This is a genomic window from Myxococcota bacterium (assembly GCA_039030075.1).
In the GTDB taxonomy this organism is placed as follows: Bacteria; Myxococcota_A; UBA9160; order UBA9160; family SMWR01; genus JAHEJV01.
In genome coordinates this window covers 26209-41391 of the sequence record JBCCEW010000034.1, presented here as the reverse complement: position 1 = coordinate 41391, position 15183 = coordinate 26209, and the positions used below count along the sequence as shown (strand labels likewise).

Sequence of the window (15183 nt, the reverse complement as noted above, 5' to 3'; positions counted from 1 at the left end):
CGCATGAGCCCGAGGTCGACGGGGATCCTGCTGTTGGTGGCGTTCGCCCTCGGCGCCTTCATCTACTTCTATGAGCTCGAAGGCGAGGCGGGACGCCAGGAGGCGGCGGAGCGCGAGAAATACCTCTTCAGCGGACTCGCTGTCGAGGACGTCGACTGGATCGAGCTGGAAACCCGCGATGGCGTGGACGCTCGGCTCGAGCAGCGCGAGGGGCGCTGGCAACTCACCGCGCCCGTGCGTTTTCCGGCAGACGCGGTGGCGGAGCGCATGGCCGATACGGTCACCTCGTTGGCCACCCAGTCGACCTTCGAGAATCCGGGCCCCGACGCCGAGTACGGGCTCGATCCCGAGACGGCGACGACCGTGCGCTTCGGCGCCGACGACGCGAGCTACGAGCTCCGGCTCGGCAAGGACACGCCGCTGGGGGCGGGCGTCTACGCGCGCAGGGCCTCGGCCGAGGGCGTGCACACCGTCGCGGCCTACCAGAACACCGCCTTCGACAAGAGCTTCCTGGAGCTTCGCGAGAAGCGGATCCTCGAGTTCGACCCCACCAGCGTGAACCAGGTGGAAGTGCGCTGGCCCGCCGGACGCGTGCAGCTGGCGCGCCTCACCGATCCGGGGGAGGTCGACGAAGGCGACGGCGACGCGAGCGCGGGCCCCCAGTGGCGCATGCAAGCCCCCCTGGACGCGCGCGCGGACGACACCGCCGTCGAGGACCTGCTCTCGAGCCTGAATCTGCTGCGGGCCACCGACTTCTCGGACACGCCGACTGCCGCCGAGGAAGCCTCGTTGGCCGAGCCCGCCGTCACCGTCGCGCTACGCATGACCGACACCAGCGAGCCGTCGCTGGCGATCGAGATTGGACGCATCGACGAGAACGAGAAGCGCTGGGTGCGGGCCGGGCGCGCCACGCTCTTCCAGATCCCCGCCGAGCGCATCAGCGACATTCCGCGCGAGACGATTGCGTATCGCTTCCGAGAGCTCTCGCGCTTCCCGCTCACCGAAGCCACGAAGATCGATTTCTTCTTCCAGTCGCCGGAGGGGGATCCCGTGGTCGTCCAGGCCGACCGCACCGACGTCGGCTGGGAGGCCTCGCCCGAGCCCTTCGCACCGGGAAAGCTCTCGCGCGCGGTCTCCGAGCTCTCGGGGCTCGAGGCCGACGCGATCCTCGCCGAATCGCTCGGCGACGAAGAGCTGCAAGCGCTCGGACTGTCTCCGCCCCACACGATCATCAGCGTGTTCGGAGAACCCGAAGACCCGGACGCCGAGGAGACGGGCGCGAAGCGCGTGGCCGAGATCCATCTCGGCGACGTGACGCCCGAGGGCATCGTCGCGCGGGCGGCGGGGGATCCCGCCGTGTACCGCTTGCCGCTCGCGATGTCCGAGCATCTCCCGGTCAGCCTCGACGCCTTCCGGACCCGGTTCCGAGCGGAAGAGGCCGGGGAGCCCAGCGAGCCGCCGCTCGGCAGCGACGACGCGCTCGACCCCACCATCCCGGTCGACGAGTCTCCGTGAGCGTTCGCGTCGCGGCGGCCTGTATCGCGCTTCTGGCCTTCGGCTGTGGGCCGAAGCTCGACGCAGCCTGGGCCGCTGCCCACCTACGTGCGGCGGCAACCTCGGCTTCGGAAGGGGGAGGGCGCCCGGCGGTCGTGCCGGTCTGGGCGGCGTCAGAGGAAGCGGCCTGGGGGCGCGTGGTGCGCGCGCAGACCGAGGAGCCCCTCGACGAGTCGCGTGCCCTGACGGCGCTCTTCGACGAAGCCGACGGTGCGGCGGTCGAAGCCTGGGTGGGCGGGCCCCACGCCCCGCTCAACGATCAGGTCCTGCTCGACGCGCTCCGGTTCACGCGCCGCGCACGGGTGCCCGGGGCCCACGTGGTCTTCGTGAGTCCGGTTCCGCCCGGCGAGGACCTCGAGGCCATGCTCGAGGAACGCGGCGTTCGCTGGTCGCACACCCTCTGGACGGCGACCCCGGAAGATCCGGCGCCCGGGGAATAGGCGGCCGCTTCCGGCTCAGTCGCCCGCGATGCCCGCGAGCAGGGCTTCGTGGATCGCCCCGTTGGATGCGACCGTCTCGCGTCCGTCTCCCGACGGAGGATCCCCCGCGAAGTCGCTGATGCGTCCGCCCGCTTCCTCGACGATCAGGTTGCCGGCCGCGACGTCCCAAGGGTGGAGCTTTCCCTCCCAGTAGCCCTCGAAGCGCCCGGCCGCGACGTAGCAGAGGTCGAGGGCGGCGCTGCCATCGCGCCGCAAGCCGCGTGCCCGCTTCACGAAACGGCCGAAGCGCTCGACGTTGTCGTCTTCGCTGTCGTGGACGTCGTACGCAAAGCCCGTCGCCAGCAGCGCACGGTCGATCTGGGCTTCCTCGGAAACATGAATGGAGCGGCCGTTGAGGGTCGCGCCCGTGCCGCGCTCCGCCACGAAACACTCGTCGAGGAGCGGATCGAAGACGACACCGACCGCGCGCTCGCCCCGCTGCTCGACTCCAATCGAGACGCAGAAGCGGGGATACCCGTGGGCGAAGTTCATCGTGCCGTCGAGGGGGTCGATGATCCAGCGCCAGGCCGCGTCGGGGCGGTCCGCGCCGCTGCCTTCCTCGGCGAGGATCGCATCGTCGGGACGCGCCGCACCGATCCCGTCGACGATGCAGCGTTCGCAGGCCGTATCCACCTCGGTGACGAGGTCGATCTTCGCGCTCTTCGTGCGGATCTCGAAGCCGGTCTCGTATCGCTCGCGCTGGATCGCACCCGCGGCCCGGGCCAGTCGTTCCGCGAGCACCCGGATCTCGCCGCGCTCGCTCACGAGGCCTCCGGTAGCCGGAAGCAGCGTCGCGTGTTCTCCGACGTCTGCCGCGCGACGTCTTCGACCGGGCGCCCGTGGACTTCGGCGAGCACTTCCCCGACGAGGGCGACGCGAACGGGTTCATTGCGGCGCCCGCGATGGCCTTCGGGCGAGAGCAGTGGAGCATCGGTTTCGACGAGAAGTCGGTCGAGGGGGAGGGCCCGCGCCGTGTCGCGCAGCCCTCGATCGCGCTTGAAGGTCAGGATCCCCGAGAACGACACGTCGAGCCGGTGGTCGAGGGCGCGACGCGCGAAGTCGAGGGCGCCGGTGTAGCAGTGCAGCACACCGGAGACGTCGCCCCGACCCTCGCTCTTCCAGATGTCCAGGAGCTCTTCGTAGGCGTTCGGTTCATCGCCCCGCACGTGGATGGAGACCGGCAGGTCACGCTCGCGTGCCCACACGACCTGCTCCGCGAACACGCGGCGCTGTACCTCGCGGGGGCTGTTCATGTAGTGGTAGTCCAGGCCCGCCTCACCGACGGCGACCACCCGCGGATGGTCGAGCAACGCGTCGAGGCTCGGGCGCTTCTGGTCGTCGAGGTCTTCGGCCTCGTGGGGATGGACGCCGACCGCGGCCCAGATGCGCGGGTCGGCCTCGGCGAGCGACACCGCCCGGGCATTGTGGACGACGCCGTAGCCCGAGCCGATCGCGATCATGCCCGTCACGCCGCCGTCGAACGCGCGCTGGAGGACTTCTTCGCGGTCTTCGGCGAACTCGTCCGCGCTCACGTGGCAGTGGCTGTCGAACCACATCAGGCGCGCGTACCCGCCTGCAGGGCGAGCAGCGCGCGCTCGGCCGTCATCTGCGGGTTGGCGTTCCGCTGGACGAGGGACTGTCGACATTGGGAGAGGGCGCGCGCGGCCGCCAGCTCGCCGTCGACCGCTCGACCCTCCTCGACCCGTTCCCCGACGCGCCGGCGCAACCATGCACTTGCGAGCCCGAGCCACTGCTCCAGGTTCGTCGCGGCCACGGCTCGCGCGCCGCGAAACTCTTCGGCCCAATCGAGCAACTCGGGGACGGGCGTGCGGCCCACCGCGTCGAGGCGCGCGAGCCAGGGCGCGGCGGTCTCGGCGGCCAACGGGTCCTCGCGTTCGGGCGGCAGCGGGACGCGCTGACAGCGCGAGCGCACGGTCGCGAGCAGGCCGGCGGCGCTCGCCGTCACGAGGACGAGGGTGGTGCGCGGCGGCGGTTCTTCCAGCAGGCGCAGCAGCGCGTTCTGGGACTCCTGGTTGAGCCACTCGGCGTCGGCGACCACCGCGATGCGAGGTCCTCCATCGCCGGCTTGCAGACGCAGCGCGTGCTGGAGCGCGCGAACCTGGCCGATGCGTACCCGCGTGTCGTCGGGACCGCGCGCCACCCAGAAGAGATCCGGATGATCCCCGATCTGTCGGAACAGCGGCCCCGCCTTTCCCGTGCCGTCGATCTGGATCTCGTCGCGCGGGCTCGAACGCGTGCATGCCGGGCAGCGACCGCACAGGGTGCGCTCCTCGCAAACGCTGGCGCGCGCAAAGCGCTCGGCGACGTCGCGGGTCGAGTCGGTGGGACCCGAGATCAGGTAGGCGGAATGCAGACGCTCCGCGTCGAGGGCGCGTTCGAGCAGGACGGGGAGGGCGGCGGCGCTCATGCGGCGCCGAGTGTAGTGCGCGCGCGCGGAGACGAGTAGGCGCGTCGCGTGGCCCGCCGGAGGAGCGCACGCGGGTATACTGGCGTCGCATGCTCCCCCTGCGTGATGACGTACCGCTGCGTTCGGCTCCCCTGGTCGTGGGCGCACTGCTGGCGGCAAACGCCATCGTCTTCGGCTGGTGCCTCGGCCTCGCACCCGAGGAGGCGACGGCCTGGATCGAGCGCTGGGGACTCGTGCCGCGCTTGTTCCTTCGCGCGCTGACCGAAGGCCCGCCGGCGACCTGGTGGACGCCGCTGACGGCCATGTTTCTCCACGGCGGTCTGCTCCATCTGGCCGGCAACCTGCTCTACCTCTGGGTCTTCGGGCGGAAGATCGAGGACCTCTTGGGGCACCAGCGCTTCCTGGTGTTCTACATCGCCTGTGGGCTCGCCGCGGCGCTGGTGCACGTGGCCTCGGCCCCGAGTGCCTTTCTGCCCACGATCGGCGCGAGCGGCGCGGTTTCCGGGACGCTCGGTGCCTACGCCGTCTCCTATCCCACCGGTCGCCTGCGCCTCTGGTGGCCCCCGGTGCGGGTGCCGGCCATCGGCTTCCTGTTCGTGTGGATCGCCTTCCAGGTCATCTCGGGCGTCTCCCGCTGGGGTGACACGGCTGCGGGAACGGCCTGGTGGGCCCACGTAGGCGGTTTCGTGGCGGGAGCGGCTCTGGTCCGCTCGATGGGCCTGCGCCGACCCGCCCGGGCTCGGCTGCGCATCTGAGCCCCGAACCTCCCAATTCCTCTCAGCCCCACCCGCTGGGGAGGCCTTCTCAAGTTGCCCCAGGACCCCGCCGATGCAGGGCTCGGAGGCGCTGGGGCGCCCCGGCCTATCTGCACACGAGGAGGATCCTGGATGGCGCGTACCCCGTTTGGAACCAAGGGCTCGGATTCGGACTTCGGTGGAACGCCGGCGGCGTCGGCGGCACCCAGCCCGGGCGGGCTCACGGCGTTCATCGACCAGGGGTCCGAGTTCGAAGGGAAGCTGTCCTTCAAGGACACCGTTCGGATCGATGGCCGCTTCCGCGGTGAGATCTCGAGCGAGAACACCCTGATCGTGGGCGAGAGCGGTGAGATCGAAGCGACCATCCGCTCGAAGACCGTGGCCGTGAGTGGCACCGTGATGGGCGACATCGTCGCGGGCACCAAGGTCGTCCTGCACAAGACGGCCCGGGTCGATGGCAACATCGAGACCGGTTCCCTGATCATCGAGGACGGCGCCGAGCTCAACGGCTCCGTCAAGATGGGCCAGGGTGGCAAGTCGAAGCCGAGCGCCAACAACGATGGCGGCGACAACGCCAAGAAGAGCTGATCCCGCCCGGCCCGGGGCCGGTGCGGAAGGAGACGACGAGGGGTGCTGCCAGCCGGCAGCACCCCTCGTTTTCGTTGGGCCCGAGCGTCCGATCAGCGGAGGCGGTGCACCGCGTCGTTCTCGCGAACGCGTTGGCTCACCTGGAGGGCGATCTCCTCGCCCGCGGACGCCTGCTCGACCGGGTTGTGGTCGCGTTCGAGCCGCTCGACCGGCTGGTAGTAGTCGGTCGTGTGCCCCCGGATGTGGATGATGTCGCCGACCGCGAGGGCGCCCTGTTCGATGCGGACCGTCGCCGCACCCACGTGTTCGTAGTAGTGGGTCACGATCCCGATCCGATCGGGCTCGCTAGCGCTGACCTGCCCCGCCGCTAGCGGCGGCGTCCCCACGGATTCGGACGCCGCGGGTGCAGGCTGCGCCGATTGCGCGCCGCCCAGGTCGGCCGTGCCAGCGACGGGTTGGCCCGCCGACTCGGTCGACGCCGGTTGGCGCTCCGGAGAAAAGGGCGGTTCGCCTCCCGGGCTGCCGCACTCAGGCTGGGTTCGATCGCGGGGGTCGCTGCGGGCTTCGAAGCGCGCTTCGCGGGCGCCTTCTTCTTCGCCGGGGACTTCCGCGTCGACTTCTTCGGCGCCTTCTTCCGCGTCGTCTTCTTCGCAGTGGCCTTCTTCTTGCGGCGCGCGGTCTTCTTGGCGGTGCGGCGCGCCGTCTTCTTCCGCGTCGCCTTCTTCTTGCTCGCGGCCTTCTTCCGCCGCGCCTTCTTCTTGGTCGCCTTCTTCCGGGCCGTCTTCTTGCGACTGGCCTTCTTCCTGGTCGCTTTCTTCTTCTTCGGAGCCTTCTTGCGCGCCGTCTTCCGAGTACTCTTCTTGCGCGCGGTCTTCTTCTTTCCGGCCTTCTTGCGCGAGGTCTTCTTCTTCGACGTCTTGCGCTTCGCGGTCTTCTTCTTCGCGGCCTTGCGAGCCGTCTTCTTCCGCGTGGCCTTCTTCCGGGTGGTCTTCTTCTTTCCGCCGGTCTTCCGACGGGACGCCGGCTTGCGCGCCGCCGTTCGTTTCCGAGAGCTCTTCTTGCGAGCTGCCATGGCGTTCCCCTCCATCGCCGCGCCAAACGCGGCGCGCTTCGTGGATTCTAGGCGCGCGCCGAAAGCCGGGTCAACGCGCGTTGAGGAAGCCCCGCGGCCGGAGTAGCCTCGCCCCGATGCAGATCCGTCTGAAGCTGTTCGGGGCCCTGCGCGAGGCCGTGGGGGAGAAAGAGCTGTCGGTCGAGCTCCCCGAGGCCGCGACGGCCGCGACGCTGCGCGCCCGCATGGCCGAGTCCCACCCGCTCTTCGAGGAGTTCGGTGAGCGCCTGGCCGTTTCCGTGAACCTCGAGGTGGCGCCTTCTGAAACGGTGTTGCAGGACGGCGACGAGGTCGCTTTCCTGCCGCCGGTGGCCGGAGGCAGCGACCTCTGCTGGCTTTCCGAGCGCCCCATCCGCGAAGAAGAGGCGGTCGCGCGCGTGAAGGGCCCGGGCATGGGCGGGATCGTGACGTTCGTCGGTGCCGTCCGCGATCACGCGCGGGGCCGTTCGATTCGCCACCTCGAGTACGAGGCCTACCCCGAGATGGCGGTCCGAGAGATGCAGAAGATCTCGGATGCGGCCGCCGAGCGCTGGCCCGGAACCCGGGTGTCGATCGGACACCGAGCGGGGCACCTCGAGGTGGGGGACATCGCGGTCGTCATCGCAGCGGCGGCACCCCATCGCGCGGAGGCCTTCGACGCCTGCCGGTTCGCGATCGATACGCTGAAGCAGACGGTCCCGATCTGGAAGAAGGAAGTGGCCACCGACGGCGAGTATTGGGTGGACGATCGCCCGTGAGTGATCCGAACCCGGCCGCCGCCGGTCATCATCACCGTCGCGCTGCCATCGAGAACGTTCCCTGTTGGGTCATCACGGTGAGCGATACGCGGACTGAAGAGACCGACACGGGCGGGAAACTCCTCGCGGAGCTGTTGGAGGGGGCGGGTCACCCGGTTGCGGGCCGCGAGATCGTGCGCGACGAGGCGGCCGCCATCGTCGCGGCGACCGACGAGGCGTTGCAGCGCGATCCGGTGCGGGCGGTGCTCCTCACGGGGGGGACGGGCGTCGCGCCGCGCGACGTGACCCCGGAGACCGTCGCGCCCCTGCTCGAGCGCGAGATTCCCGGCTTCGGCGAGTTGTTCCGCTCGCTCAGCTACGGGGACATCGGCTCGGCCGCTCTGCTTTCCCGCGCCACGGCCGGAATCGCGCGCGGCAAGGTCGTGTTCGTGCTCCCCGGGTCGCGCGGCGCGATTCGCCTGGCACTCGAAAAGTTGATCCTCCCGGAAATCGGGCATCTCGCGAGCGAGGCCACGAAGACGCGCTGAACCGTCAAGCGCGCCCGCAAGGGCTCCGATGCACACCGACATGCGCCGCGGCTGGATCGGGATGGGATTGGGGTGTGTGTTGGTCGCGGGTGTGCTCGGCATCGCCACGGCCGAGACCTTCGTCTGGATCGACGAACGCGGCGTCACCCACATCAGCAATCAGCCCGCGAACGTCCCCGAGGAGGTGCGCGAGCGATCCCACGGCCCCGAAGCGCGCCGCGCTCTCTGGGACGGACCGGTCGGCCAGGCCGCGACGCGGGATCCCTCGGCGAACCGGGAAGAGGCCCGCGTGCAGCGAGCACTGCGTGCGGCCGTGGGCGACTTGCAGCGCGGCGAGAACGCGCGGGCGGCGGCCGAGCTGCGCGGCATCCTGCGCGAGCACCCGGCCCGACCCGAGCCGCACTGGTACCTGGCGCTGCTGGATCGCCACCGCGGCCGCTACGACTCGGCGCGCTCCCACCTCGAAGCCTTCCTGGCGACGGCCGGTGATGATCTCGAAGACTGGCGCGAATCGGCGCGACGGCGCATGGCCGCCCTCGAAGACGAGCGGCGACTGGCCGACGAAACCCGCGCGCGTGCCGCGGGCCCGTGGCCCGAACTCGCCAGCCCGTATTTCCGGGTGCAGCTCGACCCCGATCTCGGGCGTGCCGCACCGAACTACCCGTCGACCGTACTGCGCTACCTGGAGGAGGCGCGCCAGAGCGGCGCGAGCCGGCTTGGCTTCGACCCCCTCGAGCCGCTGGGCGTCGTCTTCTATGGGCGTGCGGCCTACGACGCCGAGCATCGCCATCGTTTCTCGTTTCGAACCGTCGGGTTCTTCGACGGCCGGATCCACGTGGTCTCGGCGGCGCACCCGGCGGGTGAGCTTCGCGCGCTGCTCTTCCATGAGTACACCCACGCCGTGTTTCGCGAGCGCACGGGAGGCGATCGGCCCTACTGGCTGAACGAGGGCTTCGCCGAGCTCGCCGAGCGCGAGTCGCGCCAACAGCCGGGCCTGACGCGCAGTGAGCGCACACTGCTGAAGCGCCGGATCGATGCCCAGGAGTGGATCTCGTTCCGTCGGCTCGCTCCCAGCTTCTCCGGGCTCGCCGACGACGATGCGCGCGCGGCGTACCTGGAGTCGACGGCGGCGGCGGTCTGGTTGGAGCAGCACACCGACGTGGCGGGTCGCGCTCGACTCCTGAACGAGATCGGCGCGGGGCGTCCTTTCGACGAGGCGCTCGAGGCGCTGGTCGGGCTCGACACCGCCGGGCTCGACGCCGCCGTGCAGCGCTGGATCCAGTCCGAGTTCGCGGGACGTCTGCCGCGCCCGGCGAACGACGCGCCCTGACGCGCCGCGGCCGCCGGTGCGAAACCCGGCTGGCTAGCAGAGCCCTTCGTCGAGCAGACGGGAGGCTTCCAGCAGCAGCTGGGTCACCGATGCTTCGATGGTGGCGTCGGGCAGCTCGATCAGGGGCTCGAAGACGAAGCGGCCCGTGTTGGCGTTCACCAGCGAGACGGCCGCGTCGAAGCCGATCTGCTCCTTGGTCTCGGCGTGCACCGGGTCTCCTCGGCGGAGCCAGAGCTTCCCCGGCGCGGTGTCCGAGTCGACGTGAACCACGCCGGTCTTGCGGCCGAGTTCCAGGATCTGGAGGACCGCGAAGGGCGGGATCTCGGCCAGATCGCCGCGGAAGACTTCGTCCCGTACCGGACGTGCGAATAGCTGGGTCTGCGCTTCGTCGTCGTCGCCCGCGTCGAGGCCGGCTGCGACCTCGCAGAACGTGACCTGGTTGGCGCCAATCTCGATCCGGTCGCCGGGGCGCAGGGTCTGGGTCGAGACCCGCTCGCCGTTCACGAACGTGCCGTTCGTGCTGCCGAGGTCGTGGATCACGAACGCGTCGCCATCGCACACGATCTTCGCGTGCTTGCGGGACGTGTCCGCGTCCGGAAGTCGCAGTGCGCATTCGCGGCTGCGTCCCAGGATCACGGTCTCCCCCGCCGGCAGCTGGTAGGGGGGCTGGGGAGGCGCGAACAGCATCGGCGTCGAGCGGTCAGCCATGGGTTCCCACTCGGCCAGATCGAGGCGCTTCTTTAACCGGCAACGACGCGCGCTCGCAGAGGCGTGGACGCTCTCGAGGCGGGGGTTTTTTACCTCGCCGGGCGCGCTTCAGCGGCGAATCTCGAAGAAGCGGTCGCCCTCGCTCGCCTCGTCCCAGATCTCGAGCGTGCGGACCCGGGCGAAGCGGGGACCCGCCCGCATCGCGGCAACGACCCGCTCGACGGCGTCGGGAGCGCCCTCCAGGCAGGCCTCCACGCTCCCGTCGGTGCGGTTCCGCACCCAACCGGCCACAGCCGCCGCGCGCGCGGCGTCGGCGGTGTGGGCGCGGAACGCAACCCCCTGGACCCGCCCCTCGACGCGTACGCGGACCCGGCGCGGGGCCGCCGCGTCAGTCATCGTTCGGGGCGGCGTAGTACTCGAAGTCGACCAGGTTCTCCTGGAAGTGGGTGCGCAAGCGCTCCACGAGCTTCGCCTCGAGTTGTCGCACGCGTTCGCGCGAGACACCGAAGACCTCACCCAGCTCGGCCAGCGTCTTCGGTTCGTCCGCGAGGATTCGCTCCTCGATCAGCCGCCGATCGCGCTCGCCCAGCGTTTCGGCGAAGGCCTCGACCTGCTCGAGGAAGACCGCGCGCAGCTCTCGGTCTGCGACCGCGTCTTCGGCGCTCGTGCCCCCCGCGCGCATGAAGTCACCGAACTCGGCGGTAGCTTCGTCGCGGCGCGCCGGCGCGTTCATCGATTGGTCGGGTTCGCGCAGTCGCATCTCCATGTCTTCGACGTCGGCTTCACTGACCTCGAGCCGCTCCGCGATCAGCCGCGGCTCGACCTCGAAGCCCTGCCGCTCGAGCTCGCGCTTCTCCTTGTTGAGCCGCCAGAAGAGTTTGCGTTGTGCGCGCGTCGTGCCGAGCCGAACGATCCGGAAGTTGTCGAGGATGTACTGGAGGATGTAGGCGCGGATCCAATAGACGGCGTAGGACGAGAGCTTCACGCCCTGGTACGGGTCGTAGCGCTGCACCGCTTCCATCAGGCCGACGTTGCCATCCTGAATCAGGTCGAGGACGTTCGTCCAGGCGCGCCGGTACTCCATCGCGATCTTCACCACGAGGCGAAGATTCGCGAGGACCAGCTGCCGGGCTGCCTCGACGTCGCCTTCCTCGACCCAGCGCACGGCGAGCTCGTGCTCTTCCTCGCGGGAGATCGGCGCGTGCTTCCCCAACTCGGACATGTAGGCCGAGAGCGCATCGACGGGTCCGACTGCGCGATCGCTCTTCGCGGTCGTCGCGGGGGTGGGGACGTCGGGGAGGGCCGGAACGACCCGAGTTTCTCGCGGAGCGTCGGCCATGGCGGACGCGGCGAAGGTAGCACCCAACGGGAAGCCGGGTCCTGAAACACAGGACCCGGCTTCGTCGGGTTTCGAGAGGAGTCGGGTGGTCCCGCTACTCCTTCAGCGAGTGGATCACGGCGACGAGGTTGTCGATGTCCTCGTCGGTGAGCGTGCCGCCCCAGGGCGTCATCAGCGGCGAGCCACCGAAGGCGGCCGCTCCCTGCGCGATCACCATGCGGAGATCGGCATCCTCACCGGGAGTGCCATTGCCGTCGGCGTCGAACTTGAAGTCACCCGTCGAGAAATCCCGCGGGGGCGGCTGCAGGCCGGCACCGCCAGGGCCATCGCCCTTGCCGGTCTCGCCATGACAGGTGACGCAAAAGATCGTGTACTTCTCCTTGCCCGCGGCCGCGTCGCCAGCCAGAGCGCCGAGCGGGAAGAGCCAGGCGGCGGCGGCCAGTAGTACAGCGGGCAATAGCGTTCGATTGAGGTGCATGGGATTCCTCCATTGGGGTGCGTCACCGGCTCGCAGAGCGAATTCGGTGCGCGGGTTGTGTGCACGAAACGATCCATCGTGGGGACACGCGAGAAGCGAGCCGAGGGGCGGAGCGGTTTGGGACCTGTTGCTCTGCCGTCGCTCGGACAACTCGTGGGACCGCGTCCCGGCCTTGAGGCCGCGCGAGCTTAGAAGCGCGCTCTGACCGGGGCAAGCCGGCGAGAGAGACCGCATTTCGCCGGAGGGGCGTGGCGGAATCAGTCCACAGCGGACCCGTCCCAGCGCTGGAGCAGGTCCACCAGCAGGCGCACGCCGACGCCGGTCGCGCCACGCGGCTGGTAGGGGCCGGGTTGTCCCGTCGTCCAGGCCGTGCCGGCGATGTCCATGTGGACCCACGGCGTGTCCCCCACGAAGTGGGAGAGGAAGGCCGCGGCGGTCGATGCGCCGGCCTGCCGGCCACCGGTGTTCTTGATGTCGGCAACCTGGCTGCGGATCTCCTGCTTGTGGCCGTCGAGCAGAGGCAGCGGCCAGGCGCATTCGCCGACCCGCTCCCCGCTGCTGCGGATGGCCTCCAAGAGTCCGTCATGGCTACCGAAAATGCCCGTTGCCCAGCGTCCCAGGGCCACCACGCAGGCGCCGGTGAGGGTCGCGAGATCGACGATCGCCTCCGGCTCGTACTCGGTGAGGGCGTAGTGGAGGGCATCGGCGAGTACGACGCGGCCCTCGGCGTCGGTATTCAGCACCTCGATCGTCTTTCCCGAGGCCGCGGTCACGACGTCGCCAGGGCGATACGCCGTTCCACTGGGCAGGTTCTCGGCCGCACCGATGATCCCGACCACCGGGAGCGGCAGGTCGAGGGCGGCGCAGGCGCGCATCACACCCACGACCGTCGCCGCGCCCGACATGTCGTGTTTCATCTCGTCCATGCCCGCCGAGGGTTTGATCGAGATTCCGCCCGAGTCGAAGGTGATGCCCTTACCGACCACACAGAAGATCGGCGCGTCCTTGGGGGCGGACTTCGGCTTGTGCTCGAGCACGATCAAGCGGGGCGGACGCGAACTCCCCCCGCCGACGGCCAGGATCGCGTTCATCTTGCGCTTCTCGAGCTCGGGAACGCCGAGCACCTTGGCGCGCAGGCCGACTTCCTTGGCGACGGCGCGGGCAGCCTTCGCGAGGTGGTCGGGCGACTGGACGTTCGGCGGCTCGTTCGAGAGATCGCGCGCGACGTTCTGCGATTCGCCGATCGCGAGCCCCATACGCGCCGCCTCGCGGCTTTCGCGCAGGTTCTGGCCCCGGGGCACGAGCAGCGACACGGCGGACACCTCGGCACCGGCGTCCTTGGTGTCGCGGTACTCGTCGAAGCGGTAGCCCGCGAGCACGGCACCCTCGGCGAGGGCCTGGATCCCCTCGGCCTCGCTGCAGGCGCCGGCCGGCGGAACGGCGATCGCGACGCGTGTGGCCCGCGAGGACCTCGCGCGAGAGACCGCGTGGCCTGCGGCGCGGCGCAGGGCTTCGGCGTCGACCTTCTTGCCGTCGCCGAGGCCGATCAGGAGCAGTCGCTTCGCCTTGCGCTGGCGGTTCGGGTAGACGAGGGCCACCTGACCGGCCTTGCCCGTGAAGTCGCCGAGCCCCACCAAGCCCTTGATGGCGCCACCCAGGGCCCGGTCGATGCTGTTCACGCGCGGTGCGAGTCGCGCGCGGCGGGCCTCTTCGGTGGCGATCGGGACGGCGAGCAGGTCGACCGACGCCTCTCCCGGTGCGCGCGAATCTACGGTGACCTTCATCACAACCTCCGACCTTCGACCGGGGTTCGACCCCGTGGCTTGTATGGGATGGGTTCAGCGAATCGGCGGCTGCGCCAGGGAGGTGGCTTCGTCGAACCGTCCTGGTTCCTTGAAGCGACTCTGGGCCTCTCCTAGACTCGCGCCCCGAATTCACACAGCGAGTGATTCCATGACCTTGTGGTTCGGAACGGCAATGGGGGGCGTTCCGTGAGCCTCGGTGTTCTCGACCTGGTCGCACAGGCGAGCATCATCGTCCAGGCGGTGCTTGCCATCCTGGTGGCACTGTCCGTTTTCTCGTGGGCGGTGATCTTCTTCAAGCTTCGCGAGCTTCGCCGTGCGGAGCAGGATAGCGAGGCATTCCTCGAGGTCTATCACACGAGCTCGTTCGACGAGTCGTATGCGGCCGCGAAGGACCTCGATCGCAGCCCGCTCGCCGCGATCTTCCTGTCCGCGTACAACGAACTGCGACGCCTCGCCCGAACGACCGGGGGTCCCGTCACGCTCACCGAGCCCCATCTCCTGGTGCTCGAGCGCAACGTGAACTGGGCGAGCACGCGCGAGGGGATCCGGCTCGAGCGCGGGTTCTCGTTCTTGGCGACGACCGGTTCGGCGGCTCCCTTCATCGGGTTGTTCGGCACCGTAGTCGGCATCATCAACGCTTTCGAGGGCATTGGCCGCGCGGGCTCGGCGAGCCTGGCCGTGGTGGCGCCTGGCATCGCCGAGGCACTGATCGCGACGGCGGTCGGGCTGTTCGCCGCGATCCCCGCGACGATCTTCTACAACCACTTCATGGGCAAGCTGCGCGGCCTGTCGGCCTCGATCGATCTGTTCGCGGCGGAATACGAGGCCGACCTGCGTCGCATGGCGGGCCTTCCCGACCGGCAGGCGAGCTGACCCGTGCCTGCTCTGCGGCCCGGCTCCACCCAGCGCGCCATGTCGGAGATCAACGTCACGCCCTTCGTGGACGTGGTGCTGGTGCTGCTGATCATCTTCATGGTCACGGCCCCGATGATGCAGCAGGGCGTGGACGTCGATCTGCCGAACACGACGACCCAGAATCTGCGGGTGCAGGACGAGCCCCTGATCATCACCGTGAAAAAGGATGGGACCTACCACCTGGCGAACACCCAGGTGACGGAAGCGGAGCTGGGTGCCAAGCTCGAAGCGATCTTGGAGGGGCTCGACGACAAGGGCGTCTTCCTCCGAGCGGACGAGAACGTGAACTACGGAGCCGTCGTCAAAGCGCTGGCCGCGGCCCGCCTGGCGGGCGCGACGAAGCTCGGCATGGTGACCGAGCCGCAATAGCGCGCGACGGCTCCGCGTGACTGGAGTCGGTTTCTGTCGGACGGACGCGGCGAGGATGCA

The 15183-nt window shown here is 69.7% G+C and carries 19 protein-coding genes; 10 read left to right on the top strand and 9 right to left on the bottom strand.

Features of this window, described 5'->3' with window-relative positions; translation table 11 throughout:
* Positions 1–3: 3 nt before the first annotated feature.
* Together AAF430_24305 and AAF430_24300 are read left to right on the top strand one after the other, a co-directional pair.
* Positions 4–1515 carry a DUF4340 domain-containing protein gene (locus AAF430_24305; GenBank protein MEM7413376.1) on the top strand — a complete coding sequence of 504 codons (1512 nt, stop codon included), beginning with the start codon at positions 4–6 and terminating at the stop codon, positions 1513–1515.
* The gene (locus AAF430_24300) at positions 1512–1994 is read left to right on the top strand and encodes a hypothetical protein (protein ID MEM7413375.1); all 483 of its coding nucleotides are present in this window, start codon (positions 1512–1514) and stop codon (positions 1992–1994) included. The genes AAF430_24305 and AAF430_24300 overlap by 4 nt, the downstream gene beginning before the upstream one ends.
* Positions 1995–2009: 15 nt before the next feature.
* Here the strand turns inward: AAF430_24300 and AAF430_24295 are convergent, their stop codons facing one another.
* From AAF430_24295 to AAF430_24285, 3 genes are read right to left on the bottom strand one after another with little or no spacing between them, the layout of a single operon-like run.
* A complete protein-coding gene (locus tag AAF430_24295) occupies positions 2010–2798 on the bottom strand; it encodes an inositol monophosphatase family protein (protein MEM7413374.1) in 789 nt (262 codons plus the stop codon).
* Positions 2795–3589 (bottom strand): TatD family hydrolase, encoded by a 795-nt coding sequence (locus tag AAF430_24290; GenBank protein MEM7413373.1) that lies wholly within the window; start codon positions 3587–3589, stop codon positions 2795–2797. Before AAF430_24290 ends, AAF430_24295 begins: the two co-directional genes overlap by 4 nt.
* Complete coding sequence (locus AAF430_24285; GenBank protein MEM7413372.1) at positions 3589–4461, bottom strand: hypothetical protein; 873 nt, start codon at positions 4459–4461, stop codon at positions 3589–3591. The genes AAF430_24290 and AAF430_24285 overlap by 1 nt, the downstream gene beginning before the upstream one ends.
* An 89-nt stretch (positions 4462–4550) precedes the next feature.
* On the opposite strand from AAF430_24285, the gene AAF430_24280 reads away from it, so the two are divergent.
* Together AAF430_24280 and AAF430_24275 are read left to right on the top strand one after the other, a co-directional pair.
* On the top strand, positions 4551–5216 hold the full coding sequence (locus AAF430_24280) for a rhomboid family intramembrane serine protease (protein ID MEM7413371.1): 666 nt from the start codon (positions 4551–4553) through the stop codon (positions 5214–5216).
* Positions 5217–5348: 132 nt separating this feature from the next.
* Entirely contained in the window at positions 5349–5804 is a 456-nt protein-coding gene (locus AAF430_24275) for a polymer-forming cytoskeletal protein (GenBank protein ID MEM7413370.1), read from the top strand.
* 92 nt (positions 5805–5896) lie between these two features.
* Here AAF430_24275 and AAF430_24270 read toward each other — a convergent pair whose 3' ends face one another.
* Positions 5897–6127 carry an EF-Tu/IF-2/RF-3 family GTPase gene (locus tag AAF430_24270; protein ID MEM7413369.1) on the bottom strand — a complete coding sequence of 77 codons (231 nt, stop codon included), beginning with the start codon at positions 6125–6127 and terminating at the stop codon, positions 5897–5899.
* 96 nt (positions 6128–6223) lie between these two features.
* Between AAF430_24270 and AAF430_24265 the strand changes: the two genes are divergently transcribed.
* From AAF430_24265 to AAF430_24250, 4 genes are read left to right on the top strand one after another with little or no spacing between them, the layout of a single operon-like run.
* Positions 6224–6982, top strand: coding sequence for a hypothetical protein (locus AAF430_24265; GenBank protein ID MEM7413368.1), 759 nt, complete (start codon positions 6224–6226; stop codon positions 6980–6982).
* A 10-nt stretch (positions 6983–6992) separates the two neighbouring features.
* Positions 6993–7652 (top strand): molybdenum cofactor biosynthesis protein MoaE, encoded by a 660-nt coding sequence (locus AAF430_24260; GenBank protein ID MEM7413367.1) that lies wholly within the window; start codon positions 6993–6995, stop codon positions 7650–7652.
* Positions 7649–8179 (top strand): molybdenum cofactor biosynthesis protein B, encoded by a 531-nt coding sequence (locus AAF430_24255; protein ID MEM7413366.1) that lies wholly within the window; start codon positions 7649–7651, stop codon positions 8177–8179. The genes AAF430_24260 and AAF430_24255 overlap by 4 nt, the downstream gene beginning before the upstream one ends.
* 28 nt (positions 8180–8207) lie before the next feature.
* Entirely contained in the window at positions 8208–9509 is a 1302-nt protein-coding gene (locus AAF430_24250; GenBank protein ID MEM7413365.1) for a DUF4124 domain-containing protein, read from the top strand.
* A 33-nt stretch (positions 9510–9542) separates the two neighbouring features.
* Here the strand turns inward: AAF430_24250 and AAF430_24245 are convergent, their stop codons facing one another.
* From AAF430_24245 to AAF430_24225, 5 genes are all read right to left on the bottom strand, one after another.
* Complete coding sequence (locus AAF430_24245; protein MEM7413364.1) at positions 9543–10217, bottom strand: FHA domain-containing protein; 675 nt, start codon at positions 10215–10217, stop codon at positions 9543–9545.
* A gap of 108 nt (positions 10218–10325) precedes the next feature.
* A complete protein-coding gene (locus AAF430_24240) occupies positions 10326–10613 on the bottom strand; it encodes an acylphosphatase (GenBank protein MEM7413363.1) in 288 nt (95 codons plus the stop codon).
* Positions 10606–11556 carry an RNA polymerase factor sigma-32 gene (locus AAF430_24235; GenBank protein ID MEM7413362.1) on the bottom strand — a complete coding sequence of 317 codons (951 nt, stop codon included), beginning with the start codon at positions 11554–11556 and terminating at the stop codon, positions 10606–10608. The genes AAF430_24240 and AAF430_24235 overlap by 8 nt, the downstream gene beginning before the upstream one ends.
* A 94-nt stretch (positions 11557–11650) precedes the next feature.
* Positions 11651–12034, bottom strand: coding sequence for a c-type cytochrome (locus AAF430_24230; GenBank protein ID MEM7413361.1), 384 nt, complete (start codon positions 12032–12034; stop codon positions 11651–11653).
* Positions 12035–12291: 257 nt separating this feature from the next.
* Positions 12292–13818, bottom strand: coding sequence for a leucyl aminopeptidase (locus tag AAF430_24225; GenBank protein ID MEM7413360.1), 1527 nt, complete (start codon positions 13816–13818; stop codon positions 12292–12294).
* A 207-nt stretch (positions 13819–14025) separates the two neighbouring features.
* Between AAF430_24225 and AAF430_24220 the strand changes: the two genes are divergently transcribed.
* Positions 14026–14712, top strand: a complete 687-nt coding sequence (locus AAF430_24220; GenBank protein MEM7413359.1) for a MotA/TolQ/ExbB proton channel family protein — start codon at positions 14026–14028, stop codon at positions 14710–14712.
* A gap of 3 nt (positions 14713–14715) precedes the next feature.
* Entirely contained in the window at positions 14716–15123 is a 408-nt protein-coding gene (gene tolR / locus AAF430_24215; protein ID MEM7413358.1) for a protein TolR, read from the top strand.
* Positions 15124–15183 lie beyond the last annotated feature (60 nt).

What these genes read in the sequence shown, in the direction of transcription:
- AAF430_24305 (MEM7413376.1), top strand. Translation starts at nt 4, where the DNA reads ATGAGCCCGAGGTCGACGGGGATCCTGCTGTTGGTGGCGTTCGCCCTC.
- AAF430_24290 (MEM7413373.1), bottom strand. Translation starts at nt 3,589, where the DNA reads ATGTGGTTCGACAGCCACTGCCACGTGAGCGCGGACGAGTTCGCCGAA.
- AAF430_24285 (MEM7413372.1), bottom strand. Translation starts at nt 4,461, where the DNA reads ATGAGCGCCGCCGCCCTCCCCGTCCTGCTCGAACGCGCCCTCGACGCG.
- AAF430_24280 (MEM7413371.1), top strand. Translation starts at nt 4,551, where the DNA reads ATGCTCCCCCTGCGTGATGACGTACCGCTGCGTTCGGCTCCCCTGGTC.
- AAF430_24275 (MEM7413370.1), top strand. Translation starts at nt 5,349, where the DNA reads ATGGCGCGTACCCCGTTTGGAACCAAGGGCTCGGATTCGGACTTCGGT.
- AAF430_24260 (MEM7413367.1), top strand. Translation starts at nt 6,993, where the DNA reads ATGCAGATCCGTCTGAAGCTGTTCGGGGCCCTGCGCGAGGCCGTGGGG.
- AAF430_24250 (MEM7413365.1), top strand. Translation starts at nt 8,208, where the DNA reads ATGCACACCGACATGCGCCGCGGCTGGATCGGGATGGGATTGGGGTGT.
- AAF430_24245 (MEM7413364.1), bottom strand. Translation starts at nt 10,217, where the DNA reads ATGGCTGACCGCTCGACGCCGATGCTGTTCGCGCCTCCCCAGCCCCCC.
- AAF430_24240 (MEM7413363.1), bottom strand. Translation starts at nt 10,613, where the DNA reads ATGACTGACGCGGCGGCCCCGCGCCGGGTCCGCGTACGCGTCGAGGGG.
- AAF430_24235 (MEM7413362.1), bottom strand. Translation starts at nt 11,556, where the DNA reads ATGGCCGACGCTCCGCGAGAAACTCGGGTCGTTCCGGCCCTCCCCGAC.
- AAF430_24230 (MEM7413361.1), bottom strand. Translation starts at nt 12,034, where the DNA reads ATGCACCTCAATCGAACGCTATTGCCCGCTGTACTACTGGCCGCCGCC.
- AAF430_24225 (MEM7413360.1), bottom strand. Translation starts at nt 13,818, where the DNA reads ATGAAGGTCACCGTAGATTCGCGCGCACCGGGAGAGGCGTCGGTCGAC.